Origin of the sequence: Streptomyces sp. NPDC127092, assembly GCF_042722475.1 — a bacterium.
In the GTDB taxonomy this organism is placed as follows: domain Bacteria; phylum Actinomycetota; class Actinomycetes; order Streptomycetales; family Streptomycetaceae; genus Streptomyces.
Genome location: NZ_JBHXFE010000033.1, coordinates 44,423 through 61,125, shown reverse-complemented (window position 1 = coordinate 61,125; position 16,703 = coordinate 44,423). Strand labels below are relative to the sequence as shown.

Genomic DNA, 16,703 nt, shown 5'->3' with positions numbered 1-16,703 from the left:
GCCCCCGGTTCAGACCACGAACACCGGGAAGAAGAAAGAAACCGCGGGGGGACCGGGTACACGAAAGGTGTACCGGGCCCCGCGGCGTTGCTCTGTCAGGCCGTGCGGCCGTCCGTCAGGCGGACTTGCGGCTGTCGCGCGGATGCACGGCGATGTTCATGGCGCCGGACCGAAGGACCGCCAGCCGCTCGGCCAGCACCTCCTCCAGCTCCTCGCGGGTACGCCGCTCCATGAGCATGTCCCAGTGCGTACGCGCCGGCTTGCCCTTCTTCTCCTCGGGGCCGTCCCCGTCCACCAGGAGTGCCTGGATTCCGCAGACCTTGCACTCCCACTCCGGCGGAATTTCCGCTTCCACGGAGAAGGGCATCTCAAAACGATGGCCCTTCTCGCATGCGTACTCCACGGCCTGGCGCGGGGCCAGATCGATGCCGCGGTCGGTCTCGTAGCTGGTCACCACGAGGCGCGTGCCGCGAAGAGCTCGCTCACTCATGAATCGTGCCTCCCGGGCTTGTCGCCCACAGGACAGGTGTCGCTGTCGTCGTCATCCGGTCAACGTCCGGTCGGCGGTAAAGATTCCCGTTCCGGGTCATGCGTCGCCCGTCGTGCCGCCCCTTTTTGTACCCACCAGTGCCCGTTTTGTCACATCTGGCAGCAGATGTCACCTAACGTCTTCACCAAGTCAGCACGCAGTAACGGTCCGCCTGGCAGGCCAAACGCGTACACTACCGCCCTTTCACTCCCGCGTCTAAATCCGGTCGGGTACGGGGTTGCCCGCGGCGGCCACCGCGGCCCGGACCGGCACCCTCGCCAGGAGCAGGAAGCCGATCCCGAAGAAGATCACCAAGGAGATGATGGCATCCCGGTAGCTTCCGGTCAGCTGATACGCGAGACCGAACACCAAAGGACCCAGCCAGCTCAGTCCCCGGTCGCTCATCTCGTACGCCGAGAAGTACTCCGCCTCCTTGCCGCGCGGCACCAGATGCGAGAACAGGGACCGCGACAGCGCCTGGCTGCCGCCCAGGACCAGACCGATCGCCGCGGCCAGGCAGAAGAAGAAGACCGGCGCGCCGGCCGGCAGGAAGTAGCCGGCCGCCAGGATGGCCGTCCACAGCGCCAGCGAGGCCAGGATCGTCCGCTTCGCCCCGTACGTACGCGCCATCCGGCCCATCCCCAGCGCGCCCGCCACCGCCAGCACCTGGACGAGGAGGACCGCGGTGATCAGCGTCGTCTGGTCGAGGCCGAGTTCCTCGGAGCCGTACACCGAGGCCTGCGAGATCACCGTCTGCACGCCGTCGTTGTAGATCAGGTACGCCAGCAGGAACGACAGCGTCAGGGGATGGCGGCGCATGTCCCGCAGCGTGGCCCGCAGCTGCTTCCAGCCACTGCCCACCGCGCCCTCGCCGGCCGCGCCGCCGGAACGCGCGATCCGCCGGTCCCGCAGCCTGCGCAGCGGCACCAGCGTGAAGGCGCCCCACCACAGACCGGCCGAGGCCAGACAGATCCGCACGGCCATCCCCTCCGACAGGCCGAAGGAGTCGTGCCCCGAGTACAGGACCAGGTTGAGCACCAGGACCAGCGCGCCGGAGGTGTAGCCGAAGGCCCAGCCGCGCGAGGAGACCGTGTCCCGCTCGTCCGGCTCCGCGATCTGCGGCAGGTACGCGTTGTACAGCACCATCGAGACCGACAGCGAGGCGTTCGCCACGATCAGCAGGAACGTTCCGAGCAGATAGCGCTCGCCGGCCAGGAAGAACATGCCCGTCGTCGCCGCCGCGCCCGTGTAGGCCGCCGCCGCGAGCAGCGGCTTCTTCCGGCCCGTACGGTCCGCCACCGCGCCCACCAGCGGCATCGCGAGCACCGCGACGACGATCGAGGCCGACACGGCGTAGGCGAAGAGGGAGCCGGCCCGCACCGGCACGCCCAGCGGGTGGACGAACCCTTCGGCGTCCGCCGCGGCCTTGGCCACGGAGGTCAGGTACGGCCCCAGGAACACGGTCACGACGCTCGTGGAGTAGACCGAGCACGCGAAGTCGTAGAAGTACCAGCCGCGCTGCTCGCGCCGCCGCTCGGCAGGATCGGCGGCTTGGCCGTCCGGCTGCCCGGTGGTGTCGACATCGGTCAAGGCCGCGCCCCTCGTTCGTCCCCGTGGTGGTCCCGCGCGCTCGGGTCCGTCCGGCCCTGACCGTCCGGTCAGGGCCCTGGGGTCCCTAGACCCACGTACCCCGGTCGGTCAGGACGGAGCGCAGCGTCTCCAGATGATCGGTCATGATGCCATCCACGCCAAGGTCCAGGAGGGCGTGCATCCGGTCCGGCTCGTTCACCGTCCACACGTGGACCTGGAGACCGCGCGCGTGCGCCTCCCGCACGAAGCGCCGGTCCACCACGGGGATGCCGGCCTGCCGCTCGGGGACCTGTGCGGCCACCGCGCCCGCGCGCAGCGCCGCCGGGATGCCCAGCGAGCGCAGCCGCAGCCCCAGCACGCCCGTCACGCCGTACGAGGTCGCGAGCCGCGGGCCGGCGAGCTTCTGCGCCCGGGCGATGCGCGCCTCGGTGAAGGAACTCACACAGACCCGGTCCCACGAGCGGGTCTTCCGGATCAGGTCGATCAGCGGCACGAGCGCCGACTCGGTCTTCAGGTCCACGTTCCAGCGGGCCTCCGGGAACTCCTCCAGGAGCTCCTGGAAGAGCGGCAGCGGCTCCTTGCCGGCCACCCGGGCCTCCTGGACCGCCGCCCACGGCAGGTCCCGGATCCGGCCGCCGGTGTCGGTGACCCGGTCCAGGGTCGCGTCGTGGAAGGCGACGAGCCGGCCGTCCGCGGTGGTGTGGACGTCGGTCTCGAAGTACCGGAAACCGGCCGCGGCGGCCCGCCGGAAGGCGGCCGCCGTGTTCTCCAGGCCGTCCGCCGTGCCGCCGCGGTGGGCGAAGGGGATGGGCGCCGGGTGGTCGAGGTAGGGGTGGCGTACGCGAGTCACCGCCGCAGTATCGCCTGCTCCGGTGTCCCCGAGGCAACGACGGTGCTGACCCGGTCCGGCTCGGGGACGGCGAAGAGGCGCAGGAAGAACTGGGCGAGCGGGCCGATCGCCAGCGCGTACAGCACCGTGCCGACGCCGACCGAGCCGCCGAGCAGGAAGCCGGTCGTGACGACCAGCACCTCGATCGCCGTGCGCACCAGCCGGATCGAGCGGCCGGTCAGCCGGTGCAGACCGGTCATCAGGCCGTCGCGCGGGCCGGGGCCGAAGCGGGCCGCGATGTAGAGGCCGGTCGCGATCCCGTTCAGGACGATGCCCGCCGCCATCGCGGCGATCCGGGCCGGCAGGCCGTGGACCTCGGGGAGCAGGGCCAGCGAGACGTCCATCGCCGCACCGATCACCAGGACGTTGGAGACGGTGCCCAGGCCGGGTCGCTGCCGGATGGGGATCCACACGAGCAGGATCAGCGCCCCGAGCACGGTCGTCACCACGCCGATGCTCAGTCCGGTCCGCTCGGCGAGACCCTGGTGGAGGACGTTCCACGGCTCCAGGCCGAGGCCGCTGCGGAGCAGCAGGATCGAGCTGAACCCGTACAGCGCCAGCCCGGCGTAGAGCTGGACGAGCCGGCGGGTCAGGTGCCGGCCGCGGAGACCGGAGGCGATGGACAAAGGACTGCCCCCCTGTGTGACGGCCCGAACGGGGCCTGGGTGGTGAATGTGGACTGACTCATGACACTCTGTGGCGGGGGACAAGAGGCCAACCATGGCCAATTCGCGGAAGGTGGACTGATTTCCATGGCCCAGTGGACTTCGGCCGTGGGGCCTGCCCAGCTCGCCCGGCAGCTCCAGGCCCAGCAGCCCCGGCCCGCCGCGCCCGGCGCCCGCAAGCCGCCCGCCTACCGCGCCCTGGCCGACGGCATCCGGCTGCTCGTCCTGGAGGGGCGCGTCCCGGTCGCCGCCCGGCTGCCCGCCGAGCGCGAACTGGCGGTCGCCCTCACCGTCAGCCGCACCACCGTCGCCGCCGCCTACGAGGCGCTGCGCGCCGAGGGCTTCCTGGAGTCCCGGCGCGGGGCCGGCAGCTGGACCGCCGTCCCGGCGGGCAACCCGCTGCCCGCGCGCGGCCTGGAACCGCTGCCGCCCGAGTCGCTCGGCTCCATGATCGACCTGGGCTGCGCGGCCCTGCCCGCGCCCGAGCCCTGGCTCACCCGCTCCATCCAGGGCGCACTGGAGGAGCTTCCGCCGTACGCCCACACCCACGGCGACTACCCGGCCGGACTGCCCGCGCTGCGGCAGATGCTGGCCGACCGCTACACCGAGCGCGGCATCCCCACCATGCCCGAGCAGATCATGGTCACCACCGGCGCGATGGGCGCCATCGACGCGATCTGCCATCTCTTCGCGGGCCGCGGCGAGCGGATCGCCGTCGAGTCGCCCTCGTACGCCAACATCCTCCAGCTGATGCGCGAGGCCGGCGCGCGGCTCGTGCCGGTCGCCATGGCCGAGGGGCTCGGCGGCTGGGACCTGCCCCGCTGGCGCCAGGTGCTGCGCGACGCGGCGCCCCGCCTCGCGTACGTCGTCGCCGACTTCCACAACCCCACCGGGGCGCTCGCCAGCGAGGACCAGCGGCGCCAGCTCGTCGAGGCGGCCCGCTCGGCCGGCACCGTCCTCGTCGTCGACGAGACGATGACCGAGCTGTTCCTCGACGAGGACCTGGACATGCCCCGCCGGGTCTGCGCCTTCGACCCGGCCGGCGCCACCGTCCTCACCGTCGGCTCGGCGAGCAAGGCGTTCTGGGCGGGCATGCGGATCGGCTGGGTGCGCGCCGCGCCCGACGTCATCCGCTCCCTGGTCGCCGCCCGCGCCTACGCCGACCTCGGCACGCCCGTCCTCGAGCAGCTGGGCGTCAACTGGCTCATGCGGACCGGCGGCTGGGAGGAGGCCGTCGGACTGCGCCGCAGCCAGGCCCGCGAGAACCGCGACGCGCTGGTGACCGCCGTCCGCAGGGAGCTGCCCGACTGGGAGTTCGACGTGCCGCGCGGCGGCCTCACCCTCTGGGTCCGCACCGGCGGGCTCTCCGGCTCGCGGCTCGCCGAGGTCGGCGAGCGCGTCGGCGTCCGGGTCCCCTCCGGCCCGCGCTTCGGCGTGGACGGCGCCTTCGAGGGCTACGTCCGGCTGCCCTTCACCGTCGGCGGCCCGGTGGCCGAGGAGGCCGCGTCCCGGCTCGCCGCCGCGGCCCGTTGGGGGGAGCCGGGCGCGGGGGGGGGCAGGGGGGCTCCCTGGTTGTTTGGGGCGGAGAGAGGGAACGGGAAGAAGAGGGAGGGGCGGCCACACCCGCACGGGTACGGCCGCCCTTCCGCGTCTCCGAGGTGTCCCGGGGCGTACGAGGCTCCCGGGCGCTCAGCCCTCCGCCGGGACCGGCGAGGGGACCGGGGCCGGGCCGGGGTCCTTGCGGGGCGTCGGGGCCGTGTCCGCGTCCAGGTCCGGTACGGGGCCGGACGCCGGGGCCGGGCCGGGCGCCGGCTCGATCGCGGTGATCGTCGCCGTACGGCGCTCCGGCAGCAGCTCCAGAACGGCGCGGCGGTGCGCCTCACTGGTCGCGTCGTCGTACGGGTCCGGCGTGGCCGGGACCTGGAGGCGCAGCACCGGGCCGGTGCCGAGGCGGGCGTAGCCGCGGCCGGGCGGGACGTCGGGCACCGGCGTGGTGTGCGGTCCGGTGCCCAGCACCGCCGCGATCTGGTCGGGCGCGGCGGGCCCGAGCACGACCCGGGCCCGGGTGTGGCTCCGTACCGTCTCGCCGAGCGCGTCCAGGCTGTCGAACTGCTCCGCGACCACGACCGTCACGGACGCGGCCCGGCCGTGCCGCAGCGGCACCTGGAGCAGGTCCTGAGGGTCGGGGCGGCCGTCGGCGGCGGCCAGGTGGCCGAGCACGCTCGGCCGGTCGAGCAGGATCCACAGCGGACGGCGGGTGTCCTCGGGCGCGGGACGGCCCGACTGGCGGGCGCGGTTCGCGGCGATCAGCCGCCGCTCGGTCTCGTGCGCCGCCCACTCCAGGCTGGCCAGGGCGCCCGAGAGCCCGCACTCGACGGCGAGCACCCCGTCCCGGCCGACCAGGCACGCGTACTCGCCGGTGCCGCCGCCCTCGACGATCAGCACGTCGCCGTGCGGCAGCGCCTGCAGGGCGACCGACCGCAGCAGGGAGCTCGTGCCGCTGCCCGGCTGGCCGACGGCCAGCAGGTGCGGCTCGGTGGAGCGGGGGCCGGTGCGCCACACCACGGCCGGGGCGTCCTCGGTCCCGTCCGCCGCGCGGACCGGCACGGTGCGCTGCACGGCGTCCGCGTCGGTGAAGCCGAGCACGGTCTCGCCGGGCACGGTGACGAAGCGCTGGGCGGCGATGGTCGTGGGCAGCGCGGGCAGCACCCGCATGGTGAGCCGGTTGCCCTCCTCGTCCCAGTCGAAGTGGTACTCGCGGCCCCGGCCCGACTTGGCGTGCAGCAGCTGCTCGATCCGGGCCCGGGCGGCCGGCTCGCCGTCGGTGAAGTAGGGAGGGTAGGAGATCCGCAGCCGGGTGAGCCGGCCGTCCTCGTCGAAGGCGTGGTCCCCGAAGGCCGCGCTCCAGTCGCCGCCGTGGGCGAAGAGCGGGTCGGGGTCGTCGGGCAGCGAGAGGTACGGCACCAGTGCCTCGTAGAGGCCCTTCAGCCGGGCGATCTCCGCGTCGTCGGGCCCGGTCTTGACGACCGGGCGCTCACGCCCCTGCCAGGCGGCCGCCCCCATCAGCGCGACGAGCGCGAGGAGCGGGCCGTACGGCACGAGGGCGACGACCAGGACGCAGGCCGCGACCAGGAACAGCGTAGGACCGCGCCGCTCCTTGGGGGTCGCGGCCCACTTGGCGCGCGCGGTCGCGGCCAGCTTCCGCAGACCACGCGAGATGGTGATCAGCGGGTGGAGCACGTCGGTGGCGCTGTCGGCGGCCGTGCGCGCGATCTCTCGGCTGCGAGCGATCTGTGCGCTGCCGCTGCTCAGAATGCGGGGAAGTGGTCGCCGGGCCACGTCGTACTCCTGAGGTGGTGGAAGGGGATGAGGGACGTCAGAACTTGATCCCGCCCAAGAGGCTGGCGAGGCTCTGACCGCCCGCGGTGATGCTGGGCGCGATCGCCGTGCCCGCCAGGTAGAAGCCGAAGAGCGCGCAGACGAGCGCGTGCGAGACCTTGAGTCCGTCCTTCTTGAAGAACAAGAAGCAGACGATGCCGAGAAGGACGACCACTGAGAAGGACAGGATCATGAGGTGTTCTCCTGGTTGAGGGGACAGTCACCTTGAGTCCTTCCAGGTTCACAGCAAGTATCTATGTGATTAAAGGTGCATATGGGTGAATGGCGGGCGATTTCACTTGACCGGCGGACGCGGGTGTCTCTCCGGGTGGCGAAACGCACCGGGTGCGGTAGTGCACCGGCCAGGGGGCGGGCGCGGTTGATCCTTGCCGCGGAGGAGCCCCCTCATGTCGTCCGGCGGGCAGTACCCTGTCGATTCACTCGTACGGCCGCGCCTGCCGTGCGGGCCGAGCACGAAGGGTTGTGAACGATGAGCGAGAACGACACCCCGGACCCCGAGGTCGTCGAGCTGGCCTCCAAGGTCTTCGACCTGGCCCGCGCCGGCGACGCGGTGACCCTGGCCGCCTACCTCGACGCGGGCGTCCCGGCGAACCTCACGAACGAGAAGGGTGACTCGCTCGTCATGCTCGCCGCGTACCACGGCCACGCCGAGGCCGTGACCGCGCTGCTCACCCGCGGCGCCGACGCCGACGCCGCCAACGACCGCGGACAGACCCCGCTCGCCGGCGCCGTCTTCAAGGGCGAGGACGCGGTGGTCCGTGCCCTCCTCTCCGGCGGCGCGAATCCGGAAGCGGGAACTCCGTCCGCCGTGGATACCGCGCGGATGTTTGGGAAGACGGAACTCCTGGAGCTCTTCGGAGTTCGCTGACATCCCAGGTGAACGACGGCTGAACCCCAGGTGAGACGGCGCCGTAAATGTGGTCGCGGTGGCGAAATGGGTGGGTCATCATGACGTCGGGCCCGCAGGGGGCCACCGACGAGAGGCAGAGGAAGATGGTCACTGGCAAGCGCAGGACGACGGGCGGCCCGACATGTTGCCGCACGGCCTAGGCAAACAGCCTGACCCGGTTCATCCCGGATTCCCCCCGGTCGTGTCGACAGCTTGATGTGAGGCGTCTTCCATGTTCGATCCAGTCATAGCGCCGAGCGGCACCTTGCTCGGTCTGCTGCAGAGGGGCCGCGGCGACGGCACCCTCCACGCGCTCGCCGCGCCACGCGCCGAGGCCCTCGCGGCCCTCAACCATTGCGTGCTCGACGACCCCCGCCACGACTGGCGGGTCGAGAACCGCTCCCTCTACTACGCGCGGCTGTACCTGGACCTCCACGGAGGCCTCGAGGAGATCGAGGCGCACCTCTTCGGAGCCGAGGACCACCTCGACGACGAGGAGTCCAGGACCGGGCTCGCGCTCGCCGTCCTCGGTCACCTCGCCTCCTACGGACGCCACGACGCCCTGCTGCTCCTGCGGCGCTACGCCGCCGGCGGCAGCAACTGGGCCTGGGCCCTCGACGAGCTCGCGCTGCGCGACGACGACGCCGGCCTGCGCGCCCTCGCCGAGCCCGTGCTCGCCCGCTTCCCGGCCACGCCCGAGGGAGAGGCCGCGCTCGCCGCCACCGTCCGCGACGCCTTCGAGCCACGGCCCTGGCGGCTGTGGGCCGACGATCCCCGCGAGTCCGTCGGCGCCCGCATCCGGGCCGCCCGCGAACAGGGATCCTTCGACCGCTGGCAGCGCCAGCTCCGCCCCACCGGGCCCCGGCCCGGCTGGAGCGTCCAGGCCGTCCTCGACTGGGCCCAGGAGGGTCACGAGCGCGGCGCCGAACTGCACGGGCCCGCCGCCCGCTGCCTGGTCGCCGTCGCCGGACCCGAGGACCGCGAGACGATCCTCACGGCCGCGCGCAGCGGCCCGGACGGCGCCCGCTGCGCCGCCCTGCACTACCTCGCCGAGGCAGGGGACCCCGCCGTCCTCGACCTCGTCGAACGCGCCGTGGGCGACGGCTCCCGCGTCGTCGCCGAGGCCGCCGTCGCCGCGTACCGGCGGATGAGCGGCGAAGCCGCCGTCGACCGCGCCCGCGGCTGGATCCACCGACCCGACGAGCTCGGCGCCGCAGCCGCCGGGATGCTCGCCTGCCGCGGCGGCTCCGAGGACTCCCCCCTCGTCCTCGGCGCCCTCCGCGAGACGGTGCGCTCCCAGGGCCCGGACGCCCCCGCCCTCTACTCCCTCGTGGACGGCGCCGGACGCCTCGGCATCGTCTGCGCGGCACCCGTGCTGCGCCACGTCTACCGCGAGACCGCCTCCTCCCACCTCCGCGGCCGCACCGCCCGTGCCCTCGCCGCCACCGACTCCGGCTTCGCCACCGGCTTCGCCGTCGAGTGCCTGTGGGACTGCGAGGAGACCACCCGCGAGGTCGCCGCGCTCCATGCCGAGACGGGCGACGTGCGCGTCGCCGAACGCCTGCGCAGGCTGGCCGCCGATCCCGCCGAGGAGGCGGAGGTCCAGGACGCGGTGCGCAACCGGATAGGGCCGGACCTCGACCTCCAGGTCTGACCGCTCCACAGCGGCACGGGGGTGGCCCGCGACGGCCACCCCCGGCACCTCGCGTACGTCCCGGGCCGCCGCGTGCCCGGGGAAAACGCTCATGGGACGTTTCCCGGGCGTCCAGATCCACTTTGACGGGTACACGCCGGGTCCGACGACAACACGGGTATGCGTGTCGTCATCGTCACCGAGTCCTTCCCGCCCGACGTCAACGGTGTGGCCCACACGGCCCTGCAGACCGCCCGCCACCTCGTCCGCCGCGGCCACGACCCCCTCGTCGTCGCCCCCGCGGCCCCCGCATCCGCCCCGGGAACGGACGCCGACGCGCCGTGCCCCGTGATCCGCGTCCCCTCCCTCCCGCTGCCCGGCTATCCCCAGGTCCGCGTCGCCCTCCCCAGCCGCCGCGTCGCCGCCGCCATCGCCGCCCACCGGGCCGACCTCGTCCACCTCGCCAGCCCCTTCGTCCTGGGCGTACGCGGCATGACCGCCGCCACCCGCCTCGGCCTGCCGGCCGTCGCCGTCTACCAGACCGACCTCGCCGGATACGCCCGCACCTACATGGGCGCCGGCGAGTCCGCCGCCTGGCGCCGCCTGCGCGCCGTGCACCGCGCCGCCGACCGCACCCTCGCCCCCTCCACCGCCGCCGTCAGCGACCTGGAGGCGCACGGCATCGGGCGGGTACGGCTCTGGGGACGCGGGGTCGACACCGCACGGTTCCGGCCCGGGCTGCGCGACGAGGCGCTGCGCCGAAGACTGGCTCCCGGCGGGGAGGTCCTCGTCGGTTACGTGGGGCGGCTCGCGCCCGAGAAGCGCGTCGACCTGCTCGGCGGGGTCTGCGGGCTGCGCGGCGTCCGGGTCGTGGTGGTCGGCGACGGCCCCAGCGAGCCCGGCCTGCGGGCCGCCCTGCCCGGGGCCGTCTTCCTCGGCCGGCGCACCGGCGACGAACTGGCGCGGATCTTCGCCTCGCTCGACGTGTTCGCGCACACCGGGCCGTACGAGACCTTCTGCCAGACCGTCCAGGAGGCCATGGCCAGCGGCGTGCCCGTCGTCGCCCCCGCCGTGGGCGGCCCCCTCGACCTGGTCGCCCACCGCCGTACGGGACTGCTCGTGCCGCCGTGCGATCCCGACGAGCTGCGGACGGCGGTGGCCGCGCTCGCCGCCGCGCCGGAGCTCCGCGCGGTGTACGGCGCGGCCGGCCGGGCCGCGGTCGGACGCCGCACCTGGGAGGCGATCGGCGACGAGCTGATCGGCCACTACCGGGAGGTGCTGCGCGAGCGGACGGCGGTGGCGGCGTGAACGGCGCCGGCGCGCCGGGGAGAGCCCGGGCGGCGGGCCGGGCCGGCACGCCCGGAACGGCGGGAGGTACGGCACGGCCCCCGGCAGGCGGCCCGCTGCGGATCGTCCGGCTCGCCAACTTCGTCACCCCGACCTCCGGAGGGCTGCGCACCGCCCTCGACCAGCTCGGCCGCGGCTACCGGGCCGCGGGCCACGAACCCGTCCTCGTCGTACCGGGCGACACGGCCGGCGACACCGAGACCGAGCAGGGCCGGGTGATCACCCTGCCCGGGCCGGAGATCCCCCGCACCGGCGGCTACCGCGTCCTCGCCGACCGGCGCGGCCTGCGCCGGCTCCTGGAGGAACTCGCGCCCGACCGCCTGGAGGTCTCCGACCGGACCACCCTGCGCTGGACGGGGGAGTGGGCGCGCCGCGCCCGGGTGCCGTCCGTGATGGTCTCGCACGAGACCGCCGACGGGGTGCTCCGCACCTGGGGCGTCCCGCCCGCGCTCGCCGCACGGGCGGCGGACCGGCTCAACCGCCGTACCGCCTGGGCCTATTCGCGGATCGTGTGCACGACGGAGTGGGCGGAGCGGGAGTTCGTGCGGATCGGGGCGCGGAACGTCGTCCGCGCCCCGCTCGGGGTGGACCTGGACCGCTGCCGGCCGGAGCGGCGCGGCACGGCGCCGCGGGACCGGTACGCGGGCGGCGAACGGGTGCTGCTCGCGCTGTGCTCGCGCCTCTCGGTCGAGAAGCGCCCGCTCGTCGCGCTCGACGTCCTGGGCGTGCTGCGCGCCCAGGGCGTGCGGGCGGCCCTGGTGGTGGCCGGGGACGGGCCGCTGCGGGGCACCATGGAGCGCCGCGCGCGGGAGCTGCGGCTGCCGGTGCGGTTCCTCGGCCACGTCGCCGACCGCGAGGCCCTGGCCGACCTCCAGGCCGCGGCCGACGTGTGCCTGGCGCCGGGTCCGGCCGAGACGTTCGGCCTCGCGGCCCTCGAAGCCCTCGCCTGCGGCACACCGGTCGTCTGCAGCGCGTCCTCCGCGCTGCCCGAGGTCGTCGCGGACGCCGGTGCCTGCGCCCCCGACGACCCGGCCGCCCTCGCCCGCGCCGTCCGCACGGTGCTCGCCCGCCCGGAGCCCCTCCGCCGCGCCACCGCCCGCGCCCGCGCCGAACTCTTCTCCTGGCCCCGCGCCACCGCCGCCTTCCTGGCCGCCCACGACGCACCACCGGCCCCCTTCCCCGGCACCCCGCGACAGGAGCTCGTCCGATGACGACCGAGGCGGAGGCGTCGACCGGCCGGGCGCCGGCCGGGGGGCCGGCCCGGCCTGGGGCGCCCGGCACCGACCGGCCCGGCCGGGCCGGTACCGGTGCCGCGGCGGCATCCGCACACGCTCCCGCCGTCACCCGCTTCGTCGTGCTCGGGGACTCCCTCAGCGAGGGGGTCGGTGACCGGGTCGGGGACGGTTGGCGGGGGTGGGCGGCGCTGCTGGCCGAGGGGGTTTCGGGCGGGCGGGAGGAGGTCGCGTTCACCAACCTCGCGGTCAGCGGGGCGCAGAGCCGGGACGTGGCCGAGACGCAGCTGGCCCGGGCGCTGGCGCTGCGGCCGCAGCTCGCGTCCGTGGTCGTCGGCGTCAACGACACGCTGCGCCGCACCTTCGACATCGGGCTGCTCGCCCGCCGGCTCGACCGGGTGTGCGCCGAACTCGCCGCGAGCGGCGCCGTCCTGCTCACCGCCTGCCTGCCCGACCCCGGCCGGATGCTCGGGCTGCCCGCCCCGCTGGCCCGGCCGCTGGCCCGGCGGCAGCGGGCCGTCAACGCCGTGGTGCACGCGCTGTCCGAGCGGCACGACGCCGTACACCTGCACCTCGACGCGCCCGCGTGGACCGAGGACCGCTCGCTGTGGAGCGCGGACCGGCTGCACCCCGGCGAGCGCGGCCACCGCGCCGTCGCCGCCGCCTTCCACCGGCTCCTCGCGGAACGGGGCCTCGCCCGCGGAACGGCGCCCTCCACCGAACCGGAGGAGCCGCCGCCCACCCGCGCCGACGCGCTGCTCTGGCTCGCGACCGCCGGCACCGCCTGGGTCGTACGCCGCTGCGGAGACCTGCTGCCGCAGCTGCTGCTGCTCGCCGCCACCGAGATCCGGCACGACGCCACAGGCTCCCGCGCCCTGCTCGACGCCCGCGCCGAAGCCGCCCTCTCCCGCGCCCTCGCGGCCACAATGAGGGCATGACCGGACGCTGGGAGTTCTGGATCGACCGCGGCGGCACCTTCACGGACGTCGTGGGCCGGCGCCCCGACGGGCGGCTCGTCACCCGCAAGCTGCTCTCGCACGACCCGGCCCGCCCCCACGACGCCGCCGTCGCCGGCATCCGGCTGCTCCTCGGCCTCGGACCCGGCGAGCCGGTCCCCGCCGAGCGGGTCGCCGTGGTCAAGATGGGCACCACCGTCGCCACCAACGCCCTCCTGGAGCGGCGCGGCGAGCCCACCCTCCTGCTCGTCACCACCGGCTTCCGCGACGCCCTGCGCATCGCGTACCAGAACCGCCCCCGCATCTTCGACCGCCACATCGTGCTGCCCGAGGCGGTGTACGCGCGCGTGGCCGAGGTTCCCGAGCGGGTCGACGCCCACGGCGAGGTCGTCACCCCGCTCGACGAGGACGCCGTAGTCACCGCCCTGGCCGCCGCCCACCGCGACGGCCTGCGCTCCGCCGCCGTCGTCCTGCTCCACGGCTACCGCCGGCCCGACCACGAGCTCCGGGTCGCCGGGCTCGCCCGCGCCGCCGGCTTCACCCAGGTCAGCTGCTCCCACGAGGTCAGTCCGCTGATCAGGCTCGTCCCGCGCGGGGACACCACCGTCGTCGACGCCTACCTCTCGCCGATCCTGCGCCGGTACGTCGACGAGGTCGCCCGCGAACTCGCCGGGATCCGGCTGATGTTCATGCAGTCCAACGGCGGGCTGCGCGAGGCCGCGCACTTCCGCGGCAAGGACGCCGTCCTGTCGGGCCCGGCGGGCGGCGTCGTCGGGGCGGCCCGCACCTCGCGCGAGGCCGGGCACGACCGGGTCATCGGCTTCGACATGGGCGGCACCTCCACCGACGTCTCGCACTACGCGGGCGAGTTCGAGCGCGAGCTCGGCACCCAGGTCGCCGGCGTGCGGATGCGCGCCCCGATGATGAGCATCCACACGGTCGCCGCCGGCGGCGGCTCCGTGCTCCGTTACGACGGCCAGCGCTACCGCGTCGGCCCCGACTCCGCCGGCGCCGTTCCCGGCCCCGCCTGCTACCGCCGCGGCGGCCCGCTCACGGTGACCGACGCCAACGTGATGCTCGGCCGGATCCAGGCCGCCCACTTCCCGGCCGTGTTCGGCGAGCACGGGGACCAGCCGCTCGACGCCGACGTCGTCCGGAAGCGCTTCACCGCCCTCGCCGCCGAGATCGGCGGCGGCCGCACGCCCGAGCAGGTCGCGGCGGGATTCCTGAAGATCGCCGTCCTCGGCATGGCGAACGCCGTCAAGAAGATCTCCGTGCAGCGCGGCCACGACATCACCCGCTACGCCCTCACCTGCTTCGGCGGCGCCGGCGGCCAGCACGCCTGCGCCGTCGCCGACGCGCTGGGCGTCGACACCGTCCTCGTACCGCCGCTCGCCGGAGTCCTCTGCGCGTACGGGATCGGGCTCGCCGACGCCACCGCCATGCGGGAGCGGTCCGTCGAGGCGGAACTCGACGCCGAGGACAGCGCCGAGAGCGTCACCCGCCTGTGCGGCGAACTCGCCGGCCGCACCCGCGAGGAACTGCGCGCCGACGGACTGCCCGACGACGCGATCACCACCCACGCGCGCGTGCTGCTGCGTTACGCGGGCACCGACGCGAGCCTCGCGGTACCGCTCGCCGAACCGGAAGAGATGAAAACCGCGTTCACAGCCCTTCACCAGAAGCGCTACGGCTTCACCACGGACGCCCCGCTCGTCGTCGAGGCCGTCTCCGTGGAGGCCGTCGGCACCGCGGGACCGCACGGGCCCGTCGCCGTCCCGCAGGGCACGCGGACGGGCGACCTCACGCCCCGGGCCACGGTGACGGCGTACAGCGCAGGAGCGCCCGCCCCGACACCGCTGCACCGCCGCGAGGACCTGCGTCCCGGTGACGCCGTCACCGGCCCCGCGATCCTCGCCGAGGCCGACGCCACCACCGTCGTCGAACCCGGCTGGCGGGCCACCGCCACGGACACCGGCCACCTCCTGCTGCGGCGCGTCACGCCCCGCCCCGCGCGCACGGCCGCCGGCACCGACGTCGACCCCGTCCTCCTGGAGGTCTTCAACAACCTCTTCATGGCGATCGCCGAGCAGATGGGCGTGCGCCTGGAGAACACCGCCCGCTCCGTCAACATCAAGGAGCGGCTCGACTTCTCCTGCGCCCTCTTCGACCCCGAGGGCAACCTCATCGCCAACGCCCCCCACATCCCGGTCCACCTCGGCTCCATGGGCGAGTCCATCAAGGAGGTGCTGCGCCGCAACGAGGGCGAGCTGCGCCCCGGCGACGTGTACGCCATCAACGACCCCTACCACGGCGGCACCCATCTGCCCGACGTCACCGTCGTCACCCCGGTCTTCGACGACGCCGGCGACCGGCTGCTGTTCCTCGTCGCCTCGCGCGGCCACCACGCCGAGATCGGCGGCATCACGCCCGGCTCCATGCCCGCCTTCAGCCGCACCGTCGACGAGGAAGGCGTCCTCTTCGACAACTGGCTGCTCGTCCGCGACGGACGGCTGCGCGAGGCCGAGACCCGCGCCCTCCTCACCGGCGCCCCCCACCCCTCGCGCGACCCCGACACCAACCTCGCCGACCTGCGCGCCCAGATCGCCGCCAACGAGAAGGGCATCGAGGAACTCCGCAAGACCGTCGACCAGTTCGGCCTCGACGTCGTCCACGCCTACATGCGGCACGTGCGCGCCAACGCCGAGGAGTCCGTCCGCCGCATCGTCGCCGGCCTCCGCGACGGCTCCTGCCGCTACGAGACCGACGACGGCTCCGTCATCCAGGTGACCGTCACCGTCGACCGCGAACGGCGCTCCGCCGTCATCGACTTCACCGGCACCTCGGCGGAGCGCCCCGGCAACACCAACGCCCCCACGTCCGTGGTCATGGCCGCCGTCCTGTACGTGTTCCGCACCCTCGTCGACGACGACATCCCGCTCAACAGCGGCTGCCTGGAACCCCTCGACGTACGCGTCCCGCCCGGCTCGATGCTCGCCCCCGTCCACCCCGCCGCGACCGTCGCCGGCAACGTGGAGACCTCCCAGGCCGTCACCGGCGCCCTCTACGCGGCCCTCGGCGTCCAGGCGGAGGGCTCCGGCACGATGAACAACCTCACCTTCGGCAACGACCGCGTGCAGTACTACGAGACCGTCGCCAGCGGCTCCGGCGCCGGCGAGGGCTTCGACGGCGCCGACGCCGTGCAGACCCACATGACCAACTCCCGGCTCACCGACCCCGAGATCCTGGAGTGGCGCCACCCGGTCCGGATCGACGCCTTCACCGTCCGCGAGAACGGCGGCGGCCGCGGCCGCTGGCACGGCGGCGCGGGCGTCGAACGCCGCATCCGCTTCCTCGAACCCATGACGGTGACCCTGCTCACCGGCCACCGCCGCGTCCCGCCGTACGGCATGGCGGGCGGCGAGCCGGGCGCGCTCGGCGCCAACCTGGTCGAACGCGCCGACGGCACCGTCGACCACCTCGCGGGCGTGGACACCACGGACGTCGGCCCGGGCGACGTCCTCGTCGTCCGCACCCCGGGCGGCGGAGGCTACGGTCCGCCGCCCCTGTGAAC

The 16,703-nt window shown here is 74.5% G+C and carries 12 protein-coding genes and 1 pseudogene; 7 read left to right on the top strand and 6 right to left on the bottom strand.

Annotated features, from left to right (window positions below; genetic code table 11):
- Positions 1-115: 115 nt before the first annotated feature.
- The 4 genes from ACFWJO_RS25520 to ACFWJO_RS25505 form a co-directional block, all read right to left on the bottom strand.
- Positions 116-490: an RNA polymerase-binding protein RbpA gene (locus ACFWJO_RS25520; protein WP_015032218.1), complete on the bottom strand. Its 375-nt coding sequence runs from the start codon at positions 488-490 to the stop codon at positions 116-118.
- 255 nt (positions 491-745) lie between these two features.
- On the bottom strand, positions 746-2,119 hold the full coding sequence (locus ACFWJO_RS25515; protein WP_386868663.1) for an MFS transporter: 1,374 nt from the start codon (positions 2,117-2,119) through the stop codon (positions 746-748).
- Between the two features lie 85 nt (positions 2,120-2,204).
- Entirely contained in the window at positions 2,205-2,969 is a 765-nt protein-coding gene (locus tag ACFWJO_RS25510; RefSeq protein ID WP_386868661.1) for a glycerophosphodiester phosphodiesterase, read from the bottom strand.
- The gene (locus tag ACFWJO_RS25505) at positions 2,966-3,634 is read right to left on the bottom strand and encodes a YitT family protein (protein ID WP_386868659.1); all 669 of its coding nucleotides are present in this window, start codon (positions 3,632-3,634) and stop codon (positions 2,966-2,968) included. Before ACFWJO_RS25505 ends, ACFWJO_RS25510 begins: the two co-directional genes overlap by 4 nt.
- 126 nt (positions 3,635-3,760) lie before the next feature.
- Between ACFWJO_RS25505 and ACFWJO_RS25500 the strand changes: the two are divergent.
- Positions 3,761-5,257, top strand: a pseudogene (locus tag ACFWJO_RS25500) (PLP-dependent aminotransferase family protein); the annotation flags it as partial.
- Between the two features lie 105 nt (positions 5,258-5,362).
- On the opposite strand, the gene ACFWJO_RS25495 reads toward ACFWJO_RS25500, so the two are convergent.
- Both ACFWJO_RS25495 and ACFWJO_RS25490 read right to left on the bottom strand, forming a co-directional pair.
- A complete protein-coding gene (locus ACFWJO_RS25495; RefSeq protein WP_386868657.1) occupies positions 5,363-7,012 on the bottom strand; it encodes a hypothetical protein in 1,650 nt (549 codons plus the stop codon).
- Positions 7,013-7,049: 37 nt separating this feature from the next.
- Complete coding sequence (locus ACFWJO_RS25490; RefSeq protein WP_386868655.1) at positions 7,050-7,244, bottom strand: hypothetical protein; 195 nt, start codon at positions 7,242-7,244, stop codon at positions 7,050-7,052.
- Positions 7,245-7,541: 297 nt separating this feature from the next.
- On the opposite strand from ACFWJO_RS25490, the gene ACFWJO_RS25485 reads away from it, so the two are divergent.
- From ACFWJO_RS25485 to ACFWJO_RS25460, 6 genes are all read left to right on the top strand, one after another.
- Positions 7,542-7,940, top strand: a complete 399-nt coding sequence (locus ACFWJO_RS25485; RefSeq protein ID WP_386868653.1) for an ankyrin repeat domain-containing protein — start codon at positions 7,542-7,544, stop codon at positions 7,938-7,940.
- A 253-nt stretch (positions 7,941-8,193) separates the two neighbouring features.
- Positions 8,194-9,615: a HEAT repeat domain-containing protein gene (locus ACFWJO_RS25480; RefSeq protein WP_386868651.1), complete on the top strand. Its 1,422-nt coding sequence runs from the start codon at positions 8,194-8,196 to the stop codon at positions 9,613-9,615.
- A gap of 159 nt (positions 9,616-9,774) precedes the next feature.
- Positions 9,775-10,902 carry a glycosyltransferase family 4 protein gene (locus tag ACFWJO_RS25475; protein WP_386868649.1) on the top strand — a complete coding sequence of 376 codons (1,128 nt, stop codon included), beginning with the start codon at positions 9,775-9,777 and terminating at the stop codon, positions 10,900-10,902.
- Positions 10,899-12,152, top strand: a complete 1,254-nt coding sequence (locus ACFWJO_RS25470) for a glycosyltransferase (RefSeq protein WP_386868647.1) — start codon at positions 10,899-10,901, stop codon at positions 12,150-12,152. The genes ACFWJO_RS25475 and ACFWJO_RS25470 overlap by 4 nt, the downstream gene beginning before the upstream one ends.
- A complete protein-coding gene (locus ACFWJO_RS25465) occupies positions 12,149-13,111 on the top strand; it encodes an SGNH/GDSL hydrolase family protein (RefSeq protein WP_386868645.1) in 963 nt (320 codons plus the stop codon). Before ACFWJO_RS25470 ends, ACFWJO_RS25465 begins: the two co-directional genes overlap by 4 nt.
- The gene (locus ACFWJO_RS25460; protein WP_386868643.1) at positions 13,108-16,701 is read left to right on the top strand and encodes a hydantoinase B/oxoprolinase family protein; all 3,594 of its coding nucleotides are present in this window, start codon (positions 13,108-13,110) and stop codon (positions 16,699-16,701) included. The genes ACFWJO_RS25465 and ACFWJO_RS25460 overlap by 4 nt, the downstream gene beginning before the upstream one ends.
- The last annotated feature ends 2 nt before the right edge of the window (positions 16,702-16,703 follow it).

Bases quoted from the DNA above. Each gene is read 5' to 3' on its own strand.
- ACFWJO_RS25520 (WP_015032218.1), bottom strand. From the start codon at position 490: ATGAGTGAGCGAGCTCTTCGCGGCACGCGCCTCGTGGTGACCAGCTAC.
- ACFWJO_RS25490 (WP_386868655.1), bottom strand. From the start codon at position 7,244: ATGATCCTGTCCTTCTCAGTGGTCGTCCTTCTCGGCATCGTCTGCTTC.
- ACFWJO_RS25485 (WP_386868653.1), top strand. From the start codon at position 7,542: ATGAGCGAGAACGACACCCCGGACCCCGAGGTCGTCGAGCTGGCCTCC.
- ACFWJO_RS25480 (WP_386868651.1), top strand. From the start codon at position 8,194: ATGTTCGATCCAGTCATAGCGCCGAGCGGCACCTTGCTCGGTCTGCTG.
- ACFWJO_RS25475 (WP_386868649.1), top strand. From the start codon at position 9,775: ATGCGTGTCGTCATCGTCACCGAGTCCTTCCCGCCCGACGTCAACGGT.
- ACFWJO_RS25465 (WP_386868645.1), top strand. From the start codon at position 12,149: ATGACGACCGAGGCGGAGGCGTCGACCGGCCGGGCGCCGGCCGGGGGG.
- ACFWJO_RS25460 (WP_386868643.1), top strand. From the start codon at position 13,108: ATGACCGGACGCTGGGAGTTCTGGATCGACCGCGGCGGCACCTTCACG.